Origin of the sequence: Thermophagus sp. OGC60D27 (genome assembly GCF_052400625.1) — a bacterium.
Taxonomy (GTDB): Bacteria; Bacteroidota; Bacteroidia; order Bacteroidales; family Marinilabiliaceae; genus Thermophagus.
This window is the reverse complement of the sequence record NZ_JBQTGH010000005.1, coordinates 274,204-291,564: the sequence shown is the minus strand read 5'-3', so window position 1 is coordinate 291,564 and position 17,361 is coordinate 274,204. Positions and strand designations below refer to the sequence as shown.

At 41.5% G+C, this 17,361-nt stretch carries 12 protein-coding genes; 11 read left to right on the top strand and 1 reads right to left on the bottom strand.

All coding sequences use genetic code 11. The features are described from left to right. Positions 1–89: 89 nt before the first annotated feature. Positions 90–1,256, bottom strand: coding sequence for an AI-2E family transporter (locus ACT29H_RS08315; protein ID WP_444821159.1), 1,167 nt, complete (start codon positions 1,254–1,256; stop codon positions 90–92). A gap of 256 nt (positions 1,257–1,512) precedes the next feature. Between ACT29H_RS08315 and ACT29H_RS08310 the strand changes: the two genes are divergently transcribed. From ACT29H_RS08310 to ACT29H_RS08260, 11 genes are all read left to right on the top strand, one after another. After that, a complete protein-coding gene (locus ACT29H_RS08310; RefSeq protein ID WP_444821158.1) occupies positions 1,513–2,946 on the top strand; it encodes a hypothetical protein in 1,434 nt (477 codons plus the stop codon). Between the two features lie 39 nt (positions 2,947–2,985). Continuing rightward, a complete protein-coding gene (locus ACT29H_RS08305) occupies positions 2,986–4,014 on the top strand; it encodes an endonuclease/exonuclease/phosphatase family protein (protein WP_444821157.1) in 1,029 nt (342 codons plus the stop codon). 358 nt (positions 4,015–4,372) lie between these two features. Continuing rightward, on the top strand, positions 4,373–6,634 hold the full coding sequence (locus ACT29H_RS08300) for a PAS domain S-box protein (RefSeq protein ID WP_444821156.1): 2,262 nt from the start codon (positions 4,373–4,375) through the stop codon (positions 6,632–6,634). A gap of 148 nt (positions 6,635–6,782) precedes the next feature. Next, positions 6,783–9,971: an efflux RND transporter permease subunit gene (locus ACT29H_RS08295; RefSeq protein WP_444821155.1), complete on the top strand. Its 3,189-nt coding sequence runs from the start codon at positions 6,783–6,785 to the stop codon at positions 9,969–9,971. 166 nt (positions 9,972–10,137) lie between these two features. Beyond that, positions 10,138–11,268 carry an efflux RND transporter periplasmic adaptor subunit gene (locus ACT29H_RS08290; protein ID WP_444821154.1) on the top strand — a complete coding sequence of 377 codons (1,131 nt, stop codon included), beginning with the start codon at positions 10,138–10,140 and terminating at the stop codon, positions 11,266–11,268. Between the two features lie 69 nt (positions 11,269–11,337). Then, positions 11,338–11,862 (top strand): DUF3267 domain-containing protein, encoded by a 525-nt coding sequence (locus ACT29H_RS08285; RefSeq protein ID WP_444821153.1) that lies wholly within the window; start codon positions 11,338–11,340, stop codon positions 11,860–11,862. A 304-nt stretch (positions 11,863–12,166) separates the two neighbouring features. Continuing rightward, positions 12,167–12,877, top strand: a complete 711-nt coding sequence (locus tag ACT29H_RS08280; RefSeq protein ID WP_444821152.1) for a 4Fe-4S dicluster domain-containing protein — start codon at positions 12,167–12,169, stop codon at positions 12,875–12,877. Further along, positions 12,874–13,938 (top strand): heterodisulfide reductase-related iron-sulfur binding cluster, encoded by a 1,065-nt coding sequence (locus ACT29H_RS08275; protein ID WP_444821151.1) that lies wholly within the window; start codon positions 12,874–12,876, stop codon positions 13,936–13,938. Before ACT29H_RS08280 ends, ACT29H_RS08275 begins: the two co-directional genes overlap by 4 nt. Before the next feature lie 12 nt (positions 13,939–13,950). After that, positions 13,951–14,982, top strand: a complete 1,032-nt coding sequence (locus ACT29H_RS08270) for an FAD-dependent oxidoreductase (RefSeq protein ID WP_444821150.1) — start codon at positions 13,951–13,953, stop codon at positions 14,980–14,982. Position 14,983: 1 nt separating this feature from the next. Next, positions 14,984–15,325: a 4Fe-4S dicluster domain-containing protein gene (locus tag ACT29H_RS08265; RefSeq protein WP_444821149.1), complete on the top strand. Its 342-nt coding sequence runs from the start codon at positions 14,984–14,986 to the stop codon at positions 15,323–15,325. Positions 15,326–15,400: 75 nt separating this feature from the next. Then, positions 15,401–17,224 (top strand): (Fe-S)-binding protein, encoded by a 1,824-nt coding sequence (locus tag ACT29H_RS08260; RefSeq protein WP_444821148.1) that lies wholly within the window; start codon positions 15,401–15,403, stop codon positions 17,222–17,224. The last annotated feature ends 137 nt before the right edge of the window (positions 17,225–17,361 follow it).

The following is a 17,361-nucleotide window of genomic DNA, read 5'->3' as shown; positions in this document are numbered from 1 at the left end:
GAGTTGCATCAGGCCAATTTTATGCGGATGCCATTTTAGTACTTATAGTTTTCATTTTATCGATCCCGATGTCGGTTTTTATTGTCAGCTCAATCACTGTTTAACTCCTGGTTTGGGGCTTCATTTTCCGGTTCTTGATTCAGAGAGCTTTTGATAACCAGTCTTTTGTAATAAGAGATGATAAGGGTTGTCAATGGTAGTGCCAGCAACATTCCCAGAATACCCATGATAGTTCCCCATATGGAAAGTGACAACAAAATTATTGCGGGATTCATGTTGTAGGCTTTGCCCATGATTCTGGGCACCAGAATCATGTCTTGAATGATTTGCACAATGATAATAACCAGAAAAACAGAAAGTAAAATCTGCCAGAAGTTTTCACCAGTTTCCATCGATTTGAGGAGAGCTAGAAGAATCGCCGGCAAAAAGCCAACAATCTGAAGATAGGGAATAATATTTAGTACCCCAATAAGTAGTCCGAGAGTAATTCCCAAAGGCAAACTTATTATTTTGAAGCCGGTGGCCATCATAATTCCTACAATGGTTGCAATCAAAAATTGGTTTCGGAAGTAAATACGCATTGAGAGTTTCAGGTCATCAACTATCTCTTCTGCCAGAGGGCGAAACTTTAGGGGAATCAATTGAGGCCAGGAAGATTCCATTTTGGGATAGTCAATAAGTATAAAAATCAGATATAGCAGTACAATAAGCAGACCGAGTGTGCTAAATAATATGCTCAGCGAACCAGAGAAAAGCTTGAGAAGTGGCGTTGAAATATTTTTGAGCGTTTCGGTAATGTCAGAAGCGTTTAGTAGTTTTTGAAGCCCTTGCTGTTCCAAAAATTCGCGAAGCCATTGATCCAGAGTTGGAGGCAAAATATCCTGATAAGAAGTATCCTGAAGATAGGCTTTAATCAACAGACCCAGTTTCTGCATTTCATTAATAAACTGAGGAATTAACCACCATAGTACCAGAGAAAATATAAGCGTTAAAAATAAAAGAGAAAGAATAACAGAAATACCCCGATGTTTTACACGCATTTTTTTTTGAATAAAACATACCAATGGGTCCATTAAATAAGCCAAGAGTACGGCAATAAAAAACGGCACCAAAACATTGCTTAAATAACGGATCAATAAAACTATTCCGGCAATTATAAGACCGGAAATGAGTAGTCTTACCACTTTGTCGAAGGTGTAAGGTTTGTTCGAAAACAAATGTTGATGATTTTCAGGCGCGGTTTTTGTTGTTGACATGTGGAAAATATGATTTATACAGACGAATCGTTGTTTTAATATACCATGAATTGTTAAGTTGCTATTTTATTTTGAAACTTAAAGGTAAAACAATCGTACAATATCTCTGTTAATAAATGCAAAAAATAGTTTGTCTTTAATAAAAAAACCTTTGTGTTTTTGATAATAGTTACTTATTTTGCAACTATTCAGGGATATTGAGTAAACAAGAAAGAGCAAATTTTATTCATCGGTTTTTAGAGTTAGGAGTTTTTTTATGTCTTTCCGAAGTCTCATACTACTTATTTTTTTTTCATTAGCCTTAATTTGGGGGTGTGAAAGGGAATATGTGGTCAGTGGAGACAGCACTCAATTGACATTTAGTACAGATACCGTATCCTTTGATACTGTTTTTACTTCGGTAGGATCTACCACGCAGAATTTTAGAATTTATAATCCGGTTCAAGAAGATGTCGTTATCGAAATGGTTGAATTAGCGGGTGGTGAGGAATCTGATTTCTTGTTAAATGTAAACGGTACACCCGGAAATATAATTTCAGATGTAACGGTTCCCGGCAATGATAGTTTGTTTGTCTTTGTTGAAGTAAATGTTAATCCAACCTCGGAAAATACTCCCTTTGTTATATCAGATTCTGTTTTTTTCTATACCCGCGACCATATATATACCGTTCACTTGCTCGCTTATGGTCAAAATGTGATTCCTCTAAGACAAGAGGTTTTAAAAACGCAAAAATTCAATAGTGACAAGCCCTATTTAATCTACGATTGGGTCGTTGTTGATAGCGCCGAGACATTAACTATTGATCCAGGAACGCGGTTGTATTTTCACAAAGATGCTTCCCTTATTGTATTTGGAACGCTCAAAGTTAATGGGGAAGTGAAAGAGCCGGTTTTATTTACCAGTGACAGGCTGGATGAGTGGTATAAAGATAAACCTGGACAGTGGGGGTATATTCAATTAATGCCGTACAGTAGAGATCATGAAATTAATAATGCTGTAATCCGAAATAGTACTATGGGGTTAGTCGTTGATTCCGTGGGTATTGAAAAAGATCATCCGCCTCTTTACCTTAATAATGTAAAAATTGAACATATTGCTTCTCAGGGGTTGATTGCTCAAAATTCAGCCATTGTGGCCTCCAACTCGGTGTTCGGAGACTGTGGAAGTGCTTCCGTTGCCCTTACCGTGGGCGGAAACTATAAGTTTTACCATTGCACAATAGCCAACTTTTTTAGTTGGAACTATAGGAGTGTGCCTGCATTGGTTATTTCTAATTATTATTCCGATTCAGATGGATTAAAATTCTATTCCCTTGAGTCGGCTGATTTTTATAATTGCATTGTTTACGGTAAAAATGACAACGAAATTAAACTGGATTTCAGAAATGAAGATGACGAAACGCTTCCTGGAATTGCCAATGTTCGTTTTAATCATTCTTTGGTGAAAATTAGAGACGATGCCCGTTTGGCTTGGGCAGATGTTTTTGGTGCCGGAGTTATTTTTAATGAAGATCCCTTGTTTTTGGAATCCTATCAATATAATTATCAGTTAGATTCGTTGTCGGTAGCACGTGATGTAGGGGGGGTGGATGTAGCAAGAAATTTTCCTGAAGATATTCTGGGTAATTCACGATTGAAAGACAAAGGTGCAGATCTTGGAGCTTATGAGAGGATTGACAAGCAACAATAAGAGTATTGCTGGAAAATAACTTTCACTCGCGCAATTAAAATGTACCGCAGCCTGTTGCTGACATTCACATTTTTATTATTGGTTGGACTTAGTTCCCTTTCGCAGGATTTCGATAGGGCCGGTATTCTATTCTATAATGTAGAAAATCTTTTTAACCCTGATAAAGAGGATAAAAATCCCGATGAAGAGTTCAGTCCGAAAGGCTCACGGCGGTGGACGCATTTTCGAAAAAATGTAAAGCTTGCTAATATTTCAAAGGTTATTTTGTATGCCGGTCAATGGAATCCCCCGGTTTTGGTTGGTGTGTGCGAGGTAGAAGATCGTAGCGTAGTCAACGACCTTGTCGAAAATACAGGCCTTTATCTACTTAATTATTCCGTTGTTCATTTTGATTCTCCCGATCCCCGAGGAATAGATGTTGCCCTTCTTTATCGTTCAGATCGATTTAGCGTCATTAAAGCCTATCCGGTTAAAGTGGGAATGCCGGAAGTTTTGCAGCGCACTCGTGATATTTTGTATGTGAGTGGTGTCATCGATCAAATTGATACGCTTCATGTTTTAGTAAACCACTGGCCTTCCAGAAGAGGCGGGGTAGGTGCTTCTAAACCGAAAAGAATGGTGGCAGCCAATACTTTGAAAGATATATGTGATTCCATTTTATCTGTGTCACCACAATCAAAAATTATTGCTATGGGTGATTTTAATGATGAGCCGGGTGACAATAGTTTGTTAAGAGTGAGTAGAAAACCGGGTGCTAAAGGGCCGGGACTTGTGAACCTTGCCTGGCGACCCAAAGGAGATGTGCCGGGCACCATTAAACATGGTGCATATTGGGCCTGCTTTGACCAGATACTGGTATCTTCTCCTCTTTTGAACTGTCATCAAGAATCTTACTGTTTAGAGGATTCAGTAATGCACATTCTTTCCCCTCAATTTCTTTTGGAAGAAGATTCTGCATTTCCGGGTGTCAAACCATACCGTACCTATTTGGGGTACAAGTACCGGAAGGGGTTTAGCGATCATCTGCCTGTAATGATAGAATTGAAGCGAGAAAAGGACTGTAATTGAATTCATATTAGGTTTTTCCTTGAATTTATTGCCGGTTTTGATCTTGCATAGTTCGATCGGTTTATCCTGTCGGAATTGAAAGACGTAACTAAACTTGTGATTGAATGCATTGTCCTGTTGTTTTGCTTTAATTGCAAAATGTTTTTTAGTTATGTGTTTTTTTAGTTTAAGGGGGATACTTCTCTTTTCTTAAGGATCGATTTTTCCCATTTAATAGGGAATATCACTTCCGTAGGGACGCTGGTTTGTCTTGCTTAATTCCGGAATATTAAAATATCTGAAAAAGAAATCATTCAGAAGAGAAACAAAGTGACCAGATATTCGTACTTGTTAAAGAAATTTTTCTTTATAAGGGTTCATGATGTACAGTTCTTCAAAAATTTTATTGCTAAACAACAAACCTGATTTAGCAAGAGATCTGCAATTCTTCCTTTCAGAAGAGTTTGGGGTGGTAAATCGTTCACATCAGAGCAAAGAGGCTTTGCTCCAAATATTCCATAACGACTATGATCTTTTGATTCTTTCCAATAATCTGGACGACCGAGAGGGAACAGAGTTTATACGAGAATTAAGGAAAAACGGTGCAACCCTTCCATTTATAATGATTGCGGGAAATGGAGGAATTAAACAGGCTGTGGAGGCAATGAAACTGGGAGCGGTAGATTTTCTCCAGTGGTCAGATGACAAGGAGGCTTTTTACCCTTTCGTAAAAGAAGTCGTTAAAAAAGCACTGCATGATCAGGTTTTTAAAAACTTATTTTCCGAGGGAGAGCTCATCTATAAAACATTGTTTGAGAATCTTCGTGATGCAGTTTTTTTGCATTTGATCGATGAGAAGACTCGTCGACCGGGTTTTTTTATTGAAGTTAACCCTGTGGCATGTCGCAGGTTAGGGTATTCTCGCCAGGAATTTGCATCCATGAGGCCTGAGGATATGGAGCTGCCAGGGACTGTAGATCAGGAAAAAATTATTTCGAAACTATTGGAGGAAGGGTCGGCCATTTTCAACTCCTTTCACAAAGCAAAAGATGGTAGAGTTATCCCTGTTGAGATTAATTCCCGAATTTTTGATTTAAGGGGACAGAAGGCGGTTTTGTCGGTGGCAAGAAATATTACAGACCAACAGAGAATTTTGAATGATTTAAAAAAAAGTGAGTTGCGGTTCCGATCTATTATAGAAAAGTCATTCGTGGGGATCTGTATTAGTAATGATAGAGGGATTTTGGAGTATGCAAATGATGCTTTTTGCAAAATAAGCGGGTATTCATCAGAAGAGACCGTGGGTCGCCATTTTAGTGACTTTTTCCTGGATGATTTAAAACAAAAGGTATTCGATCTGTGCGCTGATTTTTTCCATTCCGGGAAGACAGATGGAAAGACCGAGTTGGTTATGATGGATAGATTGGGAAACCAAAAGTATGTTATTATAGACTCAATACTTATTTCTGATATTGATGGTCACCTTAGAGGTGTAACTTTTGTAGAAGATATTACCGAAGAGCGCTTGGCCAAACATGCTCTGGAAATGAGTGAGCTAAAATATCGGACCATGATGGAAGCGCTTCACGATCCGGTTTTCATCAGTGATGACAAATTTAATATTGTATATGCTAATAGCGCTTTCAAAAAGCGGTTTGGCTATGTGGACAAACATACCAAATGTTATAATCATGTGTTTGGTGAAAATGCCCCATGCCCATGGTGCATCTCCGCAATTCGTGAGATGTCAAAAATACGAAAACGACAAGAACGAACGATCAATAAAAGGGTGTACCAAATTACCACAATGCCTATAGAGTTAAATGGAAACTTTCAGGCCAAAATGACCATCCTCAGGGATGTTACAAAAGTGGTAAAAGCTCGAAAAAAAGCGGAGGAAAGTGACCGGTTGAAATCAGCATTCTTGGCCAATATTAGTCATGAAATACGTACCCCGTTGAATGCCGTTCTAGGCTTCTCGAACTTGCTTAAGGATGAGCAACTCACAAGGGACGAGATGTCGATGTATATAGATATGATTAATGAAAGCAGCTCTAATCTTCTGCATGTCATTGATAATATCATTGAATTTTCCTTTGTCGATTCAGGGTTGGTAAAAGTCAGTCCGACACAAATCAAGATTGATCGGTTGTTTGATTTTTTGTATAAAGAGACAGAACAACTGATGGAGAGACTTAATAAAAAGCATCTTCAGATGGTTTTTGAGAATTTTCTCCCGGATGGTTTTGAAATTGTGAATGACGAAGTACGGATCAGACAGGTTTTGCAAAACCTTCTTTCCAATGCAGTTAAATTTACCGAAATGGGTGAAATAACTCTGAGTGCCTATTATGATGAAAACAAATGGGTTGTTTTCTCCGTAAAGGACACTGGCATTGGTATCCCCAAAAACATGCATAGTGTAATATTTAGGCGTTTTCGTCAGGGAGATGAAGGATATACCAGAATGTTTGGCGGAAATGGGCTGGGGCTGGCTTTAAGCAAAAACCTTGCTGAAATGATAGGTGGACATATAAAAGTGCATTCCATGCCGGGAAAAGGTTCTGAATTTAAATTTTATATGCCTGCAAAATTCGATGAATCATTGGCCAAGGCTCTTTCTGTGGAATATGTGCGCTAATGCTTGATTGTCTGTTTCGTTGAAAAAAATGTAGAAATTTGTGGCAATAAACCGAATGATTTTTTGTTTTTAACGGTCAAAAGGAAGTATTGATTGTTCTTTTATTTAAAAAGTGATAAATTGAACATATTTAAAACTTTACTTCCTTATGATTGATGCCATTGTTAGTTTTAGTGTCCGCAATAAACTGATGGTATTTTTGTTTACTGCCACCATATCAGCTTTCGGAATATTTTCATTAACACATCTGCCCATTGGTGCTACGCCTGATGTTACCAATAATCAGGTCCAAATCATTACTACCTCCAGAAATCTGTCAACCCTGGATGTGGAAAAATTTCTGACCTATCCCGTGGAGATGGAGATGGCCAATTTGCCGGGGGTAAAGGAAATACGTTCAATTTCTAAATTTGGACTGTCTGTAGTAACCATCGTCTTTGACGAAAACATGGGCACCTACCTTCCTCGACAGTTGATTGCAGAAAAAATTGTATCGGCTGCCGAAAATATTCCCGATGGTTTTGGAAAACCTTTTATGGGGCCCGTTTCCACTGGGTTGGGAGAAATTTATCAATACACGCTGGAAGTGAAGCCGGAGTTTAAAGATCGCTATTCTCCAATGGAATTACGCTCTATTCAGGATTGGATCGTGAAACGCCAGCTCTCCGGGATTGAGGGCGTTGTGGAAGTAAACACATGGGGTGGACAGCTTAAACAATATGAAGTAGCAATCGATCCTTCACGATTGCAGGCGTTGAATTTAACCCTTGAACAGGTTTTTGAGGCAGTTCGGGACAATAATAGTGTTGCCGGCGGAAGTTATTTGGAGCGTACCGGCAAAAGTTATTTTGTTAGGGCAGAAGGATTAATTGAAAACCTGGAGGATATACGTAATATTGTAATTGCCCACAACAAAGGCAACTCGATAAGGGTGAGAGATGTCGCGGATGTTCGATTTGGTCATGCCAACCGTTTTGGTGCAATAACCGGAAATGGTGATGGAGAGAAGGTGATGGGCCAGGTGATGATGCTCAAGGGGGCCAATCCCAAAGCAGTTATCGAACGAGTTAAAGAACGGGTGGCGCAGATTCAACAGTCGCTGCCCGAAGGGGTATACATTAATCCGTTTCTCGAAAGAAGCAAGCTTATTGGTCGCACTACTACTACCATTGCGGAGAATCTGATTCTCGGTGCGTTGATCGTAATTTTCGTGGTGGTTCTTCTGTTGGGAAGCTGGCGATCCGGTCTGGTGGTAGCCTCTGTGATACCATTGAGCCTATTATTCGCTCTTTCTCTAATGTACATAACCGGCGTAGATGCCAATTTGATGAGTTTGGGGGCCATCGACTTTGGTATCATTATCGACGGGGCCGTGATTATTGTGGAGTATATCAGTTTCAAAGTGAAAGTTCATAGCTCCGGATTACTCAAATTATCCAGAAGGGAGCAGTTGAATGCCTGTGATGCGTTGTCTGTCGAAGGCACCTCCAGAATGATGAAATCTGCCGTATTCGGACAGGTAATTATCATTATTGTCTTGATTCCCATTTTAGCTTTAAGTGGTGTGGAGGGCAAAATGTTTAGACCTATGGCATTAACCTTCAGCTTTGCACTGCTTGGTGCCATGGTTTTCGGATTTACTTTTGTTCCGGCTGTTTCTGCTTATTTCATTAGGCCTACGGTACAGAAAAAAAGAAGTATTTCCGATCGTTTGATGGACTTTTTGAATAAAATGTATGCGCCCTCCATCGATTGGGCACTTTCCCATAAATTGAGTGTTCTTACCATGGCCCTTGTTGTTTTTCTTGGCACTCTGATTGTTTTCAACCGAATGGGGTCTGAATTTGTTCCAACGCTTGACGAAGGTGATTTTGTGATACAACCGGTTCTGAAGACAGGGACCAGTCTGGGTAGAACCATTGAAATTATGACCCGGATTGAAAAAATTGTCCGTTCTTTTCCCGAAACACAGCAAGTGGTCAGTCGTATCGGTGCGGCGGAGGTGCCTACCGATCCTATGTCTATGGAAGAAACGGATGTTATCGTTACACTTAAACCCAAAAAAGATTGGACCTCAGCCCATACCAAAGATGAATTGGTGGACCGTTATAAGGAAAAAATTATGAGTAAAATACCTGGAATAGAGCTGGAGTTTACTCAACCTATTGAGATGCGGTTTAATGAACTGATTACCGGTGTTAGAGCCGACCTGGCGATAAAAGTCTTTGGTGATGATTTGGAGGAGCTAAATCGTAAAGGACAGCAAATAAAATTATTGATGGAGCAAGTCCCTGGTGCTGCAGATGTGGTTTTGGAGAAAACGGCCGGATTACCGGAAATGAGAGTAGAATATAATCGTCAAAAGATGGCTTCCCTGGGGCTTAATATTGCGGATGTTAACCAATTGGTGAGTATTGCTTTTGCAGGGGCAACAGCCGGAACCGTTTATGAGGGGGAGCGTAGGTTCGATTTGGTGGTGCGACTTCATGAAATGGCAAGAAATTCTCTGGCAAATCTTGAAAATATAGCAGTTGCGCTACCGGGTGGTGGAACCATTCCCCTAAAAGAGGTGGCTGATATAGAGATGACTAAAGGTCCGGCCCAAATTTCTAGGGATAATACCCGACGACGTATTGTGGTGGGTGTGAATGTAAGAGGACGGGACCTTCAATCTGTGGTGGAAGATGCCCAAAAAATAATCAATGAGAAGGTGGAATTAAAGCCCGGTTATTATATTGAATATGGCGGGCAGTTTGAAAACTTGAACAGTGCTCGTAACCGATTAATGGTGGTGGTGCCGATTGCACTAATTCTTATTTTTATTATGCTCCATTTTGCCTTTGGACGTATTGGTCCGGCCATCCTGGTTTTTTCGTCGATCCCATTATCTTCCATTGGCGGGGTATTGCTGCTGTGGCTAAGAGGAATGCCTTTTTCCATTTCGGCAGGCGTCGGTTTTATTGCTTTGTTTGGAGTTTCTGTGCTTAATGGTATCGTATTGATAGATTATTATTCAGAATTAAAGAAAGGCGGTATGAATGATTTACGTGAAAGAGTATTGACCGGAGCTCGTCAGCGGTTGAGACCTGTTCTTCTGACTGCCACATCAACGGCATTCGGGTTTTTACCAATGGCTTTTTCAACAGGTGCGGGAGCCGAGGTGCAGCGCCCCTTGGCAACAGTTGTTGTAGGAGGGTTGGTCACCGCGACACTTTTGACCCTCATTGTTTTGCCGGTATTGTATTGCCTGATGGAAAATAAACAAATGAGGCGTCGCATACTGATACCGGACCAACTGGCTTCCTTGGCTTTGGTGTTGGCTTTCATGCCTTTTTAAACTACGATGTGATTGCCCTTAAATGATGAATGGGGCGAATGGCTCTTTAAAAAAGAATAGATGGGATGAAACGAACATGACATGAAAAGTTGTCAAAAAAGAATATGTATTAACCCTTTGTCATGTGAGTTCCATCAGACCAATGAATTAACCTAATTTTGTACTGATGAAACCAATCGTAATTTGTTTTACTTTTTTTATGTTACTGGTTACTTCCTGTGGACAGAAGGATGGTAATGACCGGAAGGATGAAGCTGTTGCACAGGAAAAGAGACTTACCATAACCAGAGAACAATTCGAAGCTTCCAATCTCTCTTTTACTGAATTGAAAAAGATGGAAATTAGCGACAAGGTCAAGGTTACGGGCAAAATAACCGTAAACCCCGACAAGCTGGCTTCGGTTACGAGTATCGTTGAGGGGCGTGTTTTAAAAGTGTTTGTTTCACGTGGGGAATGGGTTAAAAAAGGAGATCCGTTGCTTCAACTTGAAGGGCCTGCCATCCTGGAACTTCAGCAACAGTTCTCCGAGGTCGATGCCCGCCTGCCGGTATTGAAATCCGATTATGAACGGCAAAAAGTATTATTTCGGGAGCAAGTTGCTTCTGAAAGAACTTACCTTGAGGCAGAAAGCTTGTATCGATCTGCTTTGGCCAAATGGCAAGGGCTTAAAATGCAACTTGAGATGTTGGGGATTGATCCTGATAAAGCTGCAATGGTTCGCTTTTCTTCCTCTGTTTTTATTTATGCCCCGGTTGACGGAAATGTGACAGAGTTGAACATTATTAATGGAATGTATATCCATCCCGGGACAGAATTTCTGCAAATTGCCGATCCAGAGGAGGTGTATGCCGATCTTAATGTATATGAAGAAGACTTCTCCGGACTTCAAAAAGGGCAACAGGTGGTGGTCTATCCGATTGGAGAGCACAAAAAATCTTTTAATGGAACAATAGAGACAATAACCTATAAGGTGGATGATGAAAAGAGAAGTATTGCCATACAGGTGGTGGTCTCGGGAAATGACGGACACCTTGTTCCCGGTATGTTTGTGGACGCTGAAATCGTGAAACAAACGGAAGAAAGATTTGTCCTTCCTTCCGAAGCCATTGCCGAAAGTGGAGGAAAGTCGTATGTCCTGATGAAAACTGGTGAAAACAATAAATCATTTGAACTAATTCAGGTTGAGGTTAAGGTCTCTTCTCCTGAAAACGATTATGTCGTTTTGACAGAGCCCTGGAAGTTTCCTCCTGAGGTTAGGTTTTTAAGGAAGGGCGTATTTGCTTTGATAAAAGAATAAAGAGGTTAAATTTGCAGGAGCGGAAGTTGATATCGGGGAAAAAAGAAACCAGCGAAGAGTTTTTCAACTATGACGGAAATTTCACTAACCATAGAAGAAACGGCCAAAAAGGCTGCAGGATTGATTATTCCCGCTCTGTTTGCCACAGGGATCCCATTTTTTGTTTTACATGGGAAGAGTCCTTTCTTTGACTGGTCATTGTACGATGTGTTCCTCTTCATGATATTGTTAATTGTTGGCGTTCCCATGCATGAATTGCTTCACGCATTGATCTTTGGTGTCTTTGCCAGAGGGGGGTTCAAATCCGTAAAAATAGGGTGGGATCGTTCCACCTATACGCCCTATTGCCATTGCTCAGCACCTATAAGGGTTCTTTACTATCGCCTCGGAGCATTGTTGCCATTGATCATTCTTGGGGTTGTGCCTTTTGTGGGATCTCTGTTCCTCGGCTCTTTCGGATGGTGGCTCTTTGGCTATATTTATATTATTGCTGCCGGAGGTGATCTGGTGGCCTTAAAAATGCTGAAGAGTATTCCTGCCCATACAAAAGTCCTGGATCATCCCCATAAAATGGGCTTCTTTGTGTTGGACTAAGTTTTCAACACTATAAAATTAGGTGAAATCATTGGTCTGATGGAACTCGCATGACCATTAGTTTATACATGTTCTTGTGGTGACCATCTCACATTATCCTGTTTGTTTCATCTACGTTTATTCACCTATTCAAATATTACGTTTTTGGGCTGTTTTTCGGCTTAAAGCATCGGCATATCTTTGATTGAAAATAGCATGGCATCATTTGAGGCTTTTTCCACGATTCTAAGGATGCAAAAAAGCTGTATTAAGTGAGTCTTTCCATGCGATAGAAATGTTTTAGCTTCGATTAAACTAAGAAGATATGCATAGTGAATTATATCGCTCACTCTTGGCGGATGTCCGTTTAAAAGAGGGGCTGCATGCTTGTATGAACTGTGGCATTTGTACTGCGGTTTGTCCCGCCGCCGAATATTACGATTACGATCCCCGAAGCATAGTGGTAGCCACGCAAACAGGGAATATTGAACGTATCCAAACGCTGCTGGAAGGAGATGAAATTTGGTACTGTGGTCAATGTATGTCGTGCAAAACCCGTTGCCCCAGAAATAATTGCCCGGGATTGATTATTAGTGTTCTGAGGGAATATTCTCAATGGTCAGGTGCGTTCATAAAAAGCCGCTTTGGGCGCCAGCAATATCTTTTAGTGAAATCGCTTGGCGCCAACATCCTTAAGTTTGGATATTGTGTCCATCCTTCGGTTGTTACACCCGATATGCATCCCGAACAAGGCCCGGTATGGGAGTGGATCTTTAATCATCGCGAAAAAGCATTTGAGGCGATTGGGGCCAATCTGGACAGAGAAGGAAACGGAGCCATGCGAAAAATTGACCCTGTAGATCTGGCTGAAATCAATGATATTTTGAGCGTGGGAAATACCATTGACCTTTTTGAAAAAATTGAAAAATATAGCCAACAAGCCGCAAGGGAATTTGGGTTTGTCAATGATGACGGATCGCCCGACATGGATCAATATTCCATGTTTATTGCCAACGGAGAGGAGGGAATGGCATGAATAATACGGCAAAACGCAGGTGGAGTACTTACCAAAAAGGAATCGCCCACAACCATTTCTATTTTTTGCGAAGTTGTATTCGCCAAAATTTTTTTCCTGGTGCCGAAAAGGTTTTTCTTGACTTTATGATCAACAAACTAGGGAAGAACATTCTCGATGATCCTCATCATACGACTTGTACCGGCATTGGATACCATTCCGGAATAGTCCCTTTTCGTACCTTCCAAATCATGGTGGCCAGACAGTTCTCTCTCATGACCGAACTAGGCTTTAAAAATGCAGCGGTTTCATGTATCACCTCTTTCGGAGGATATAATGAGGTGCTGGAAACCTGGAAATCTTTTCCGGAGGAGGAAGCGATAGCACGGGAAAACTTGTGGAAAGCCACCGGTAGGGAATTTGACATTCCGGAGTGCGTGGCGCACGTTTGTGATATTATTTTTACTCTGAAGGAGGAAATCGCCAACCAGGCCAAATACAAACTGATTCATAAACAAACAGGAAATCCCCTGAAAATTGTGGATCATATAGGCTGCCACTACGCAAAGATTTTTCCGGAAAAAGGAATGGGGGGGGCTGAGTTTTCTTCTGTTCTAACCGGGATGATCAAGGCCTGGGGCGGTGAAACCGTGGATTATCCGGAGCGGAGACACTGCTGTGGGTTTGGCTTCCGGCAGTATTTCATTAAATGTAATCGCGGTTATTCACTCTCCAATTCCAAAAAGAAATTTGAAAGTATGGAACCTTTCTGCCCCGATGCCATCCTGACCAACTGCCCCGGGTGCAATATGTTTCTGGATCGATGGCAATATGTTTTGGCCCAAACCGAAGGAAAAACCTATAGTGGCGACAATAATGGGATACCGGTGCTTTCGCATGAAGAACTGGCGGCCCTTGTTTTGGGGTACGATCCATGGGAAATCGGATTGCAGTGGCATCAGGTGAATGTTGAACCCTTGCTCGACAAAATGGGGGTAGACTATGATCCGGACGCCAAGTATAGGGGCCGGAATGATGAGTTTTTTGGACAACCCGCTTTTTCAGGTTGTTTGATATCTTAAAAGATTTGAAGGATGAACAATAAAAAACATGTGGCTGTGGTGGGCGGTGGAATTGCCGGTTTGGAAGCTTCCTGTGCATTGGCAAGACTGGGATATCAGGTTACCTTGATTGAAAAGGAAAAAGGTACGGGCGGTCATGTGGCCCGGTGGTTCAAACTTTTCCCGGATTTTTCAAACCCGGAAAAATTGCTCGATGAATTAAGAGAGGAGGCAGTCAAGTTATCTGTAGAGATGGTTTTTGATACCGATATTTCCCGATTTGAGAAAATGGATGGTCGTTTCGAGCTGTCCGACCAGGGACATGTATGTCTTTTGGCGGATGCGGTAGTTATGGCTACGGGCTTTCAGCTGTTTGATGCTTCTTTTAAAGAAGAATATGGTTATGGGTTATTCGATAATGTTATTACCTCTGCCGATCTGGAAAAAAAGATGGCGGAACATCACACCCTGTTAACTCGACAGGGGCGGACGCCTAACAGAGTGGCCATTATACATTGTGTCGGCTCGCGGGATGCCAAAGCGGGAAATACCTATTGTTCCAAAGTATGCTGCATTACAGGTATTAAACAGGCCATCGAAATCAATAAAATGGTCCCCCAGTGTGAAGTGTTTTGTTTTTATATGGATCTTCGATTGTACGGTTCGAAGTTCGATGCTTTGTATTTGGAGGCACAACGACATCATAAAGTTCAGTTTATTCGAGGACGCTTGTCGGAGGTGGCCCCTAAAAATGACGATAGGTTGCAATTAAAAGCTGAAGATACTTTGTCGGGAAGACCCCTTCGAATGAGTGTGGATATGGTGGTGTTGCTGGTGGGTATGGAGCCATGCGCTAACAACTCTGTGTTTATTCGACATAATAGTATGGAATTGGATGAGAATGGGTTTCTTAAATCCAAAACCATACATGCCAACCGCAACCACTCTATGCAGGAAGGCATATTCATGGCCGGCACCTGTATTTGCCCCATGTCGGTAAACGAAACCCTCGAGAATGCCAGATCGGCAGCTTTTCAAGTGAAAAATTATCTAGACAGAAAATGATATGAGTAATTTAAGTTTTTTAAAAACCAAATCCAGGAATATTGATTATGACCATTTTGACAGCAGGTTGCTGAATTATGTTTTGAAATATGAACCCTCATTTCTGACCTGTATCTCCTGTGGCGGCTGCACCGCCACCTGCAGCGCCGGTAACCTTACCAGCTTTAACGTTCGGCAAATTGGGCTTTCTCTTCGACGAGGTGAAACAGAGGTGTTATCCCAGGAAATTCGAAAATGTATGTTTTGCGGGAAATGTACCCTCGTATGTCCACGTGATATTAACATTCGAAATGTGGTGCTCCTGATCAAAAAAGGATTGTCCATGGAAGAGTTGGAAGACTAAATGTTTATGTCAGTGGTATAAATGCTGCAATTATTTTTGGTGGTTGTGGAATACTTTTCATAAAATGAAATTGTGATGGATTATTGGATTATTCTTCCCTTTTCGATTGGTCTGGCTTACCTGCTTTTGGTGCTTTCGGGGAAGGGTGTAGAATGGATCAGGCGGTTGTCGCCTAACGATAAGCGTCGTTTGTTAAAAGGCTTTACAGGAAAACGATTGATAGACTCCTTGAAAGAAATTTTTCTGGAATGCCTGCTACATCGGAAAATATTCCGGAGAAATCCAGTGCTTGGATATATGCACATGAGCCTAGCCTTTGGTTGGTTCCTGCTGATCCTTGTCGGCCATATTGAGGCCTTTACCGCAGAGCGTTCGTTTTGGGTGCCATTTTATATGCCTGTGTTCTTCAGGTACTTTAAAACAGGCAATGCATTTACTTATGCCTATGGTTTTTCTTTTGCCATGGACTTTTTGTTGTTGGTTGTTTTGAGTGGTCTATACTTGGCCGTTTTAAAACGATTTCGAAAAAAGCCGTTCGGGCTGAAAAGAACGACCCGGTTAAAGCGAGGAGATCAAATCGCTCTGACTTCGCTGTGGCTCATTTTTCCTCTTCGATTATTGTCGGAAGGGGCAACGGCGGCCATTCATGGCAATGGAAATTTTTTGACCTCTTTTGCCGGGTATTGCCTGCAGGTGTTGGGCCTTTCAGAGGTTCTGGAGTTCCCGTTATGGGTCGCCTATTCTTTTGTTCTGGGGTTCTTTTTTGTGGCATTGCCCCATTCTCGCTATATGCACATCCCCGTGGAAGTGTTGCTAATCTTCATGCGAAATGCCGGAATACGGCTTAAAAAGCGTAACAACAGCTATACGGAAGTGCAGGTTTATGCCTGTTCGCGCTGCGGTCTCTGCCTGGATCAGTGCCAACTTGCCAACGCGGGCATCAGCGATAGTCAATCGGTCTATTTGCTGAAGCAGATTCGCAATCGGAATGTGTCTGATGAACAGCTTTTTAATTGTTTGATGTGTGGAAAATGCCAGATTGATTGTCCTGTTGGAATTGACATTATTGATTTAAGGACGACGCAGAGAATCGAGTCGGCAAGACAATACGATTCTTCCTATGAATATCTGGGTGAGAGTTCTGTTCCACAAGTGGAAATGGTATATTTTGCGGGGTGTATGACCCATCTCACGCCTGGTATTATTGCTGCAATGCAACAATTGTTCAGATCCACTCACGATAAAGTATGGTTTATGGATAAGCACCAGGCCCCTTGCTGTGGCCGACCGCTGATGCTCGCAGGACAATATGATGCGGCATCAAAGCTGATTCAACACAACACCAAGATGATTCAGGATAGTGGCGCCAAAAAGCTGATTGTATCTTGTCCCATTTGTTATAGAGTTTTTAAAGAGGATTATAATTTGGATAAGGTAGAAGTCGTTTTTTATGTGGATTATATTTTGAACGCCATGGCGGAAGGGGATCTGGAGGTGGTAAACTCACACCAACGGTTTATTTACCATGACCCTTGCGAATTGGGCCGTGGTATGGGGATCTATGCCCAACCTCGGACACTATTGAATCGCGTGGGGTCGGTATTGGAGATTCAGAACCAAAAAGAGAAATCCCATTGTTGTGGGGGAAGCTTAGGTAATCTGAAAATTTCCCACGCTCAACGAGATAGCCTCACAAGTAAGGCTTTGGACGACTATCTGATGTATTTCCCCGACCTATTGGTTACCGCTTGTCCCTTATGTAAAAAGACTTTTTCACGAAGCCGGCGTATCAAAGTGATGGATATTGCAGAGGTGGTTGTTGCCAATGCCTTGAATCATAATTATCAACCTGGGTTGCAGCTGTTCCGCCCAATACAAATGCCGGAAAATACCTACTAAAAGCCGAATGATTTCTCTTTATTTCTTCCTGATTTTCCATTGGGATCTCTACTCCATTGAAAAGTAAAAGTGATTAATAATAGAACAATTTCATCGACAACTTTACAATTGTTTTCGATATTCTTATCTTTGAGTCA

Excerpts from the sequence above, each read along its gene's own strand:
- ACT29H_RS08315 (WP_444821159.1), bottom strand. The coding sequence starts at position 1,256 with ATGTCAACAACAAAAACCGCGCCTGAAAATCATCAACATTTGTTTTCG.
- ACT29H_RS08310 (WP_444821158.1), top strand. The coding sequence starts at position 1,513 with ATGTCTTTCCGAAGTCTCATACTACTTATTTTTTTTTCATTAGCCTTA.
- ACT29H_RS08305 (WP_444821157.1), top strand. The coding sequence starts at position 2,986 with ATGTACCGCAGCCTGTTGCTGACATTCACATTTTTATTATTGGTTGGA.
- ACT29H_RS08300 (WP_444821156.1), top strand. The coding sequence starts at position 4,373 with ATGATGTACAGTTCTTCAAAAATTTTATTGCTAAACAACAAACCTGAT.
- ACT29H_RS08295 (WP_444821155.1), top strand. The coding sequence starts at position 6,783 with ATGATTGATGCCATTGTTAGTTTTAGTGTCCGCAATAAACTGATGGTA.
- ACT29H_RS08290 (WP_444821154.1), top strand. The coding sequence starts at position 10,138 with ATGAAACCAATCGTAATTTGTTTTACTTTTTTTATGTTACTGGTTACT.
- ACT29H_RS08285 (WP_444821153.1), top strand. The coding sequence starts at position 11,338 with ATGACGGAAATTTCACTAACCATAGAAGAAACGGCCAAAAAGGCTGCA.
- ACT29H_RS08280 (WP_444821152.1), top strand. The coding sequence starts at position 12,167 with ATGCATAGTGAATTATATCGCTCACTCTTGGCGGATGTCCGTTTAAAA.
- ACT29H_RS08275 (WP_444821151.1), top strand. The coding sequence starts at position 12,874 with ATGAATAATACGGCAAAACGCAGGTGGAGTACTTACCAAAAAGGAATC.
- ACT29H_RS08270 (WP_444821150.1), top strand. The coding sequence starts at position 13,951 with ATGAACAATAAAAAACATGTGGCTGTGGTGGGCGGTGGAATTGCCGGT.
- ACT29H_RS08265 (WP_444821149.1), top strand. The coding sequence starts at position 14,984 with ATGAGTAATTTAAGTTTTTTAAAAACCAAATCCAGGAATATTGATTAT.
- ACT29H_RS08260 (WP_444821148.1), top strand. The coding sequence starts at position 15,401 with ATGGATTATTGGATTATTCTTCCCTTTTCGATTGGTCTGGCTTACCTG.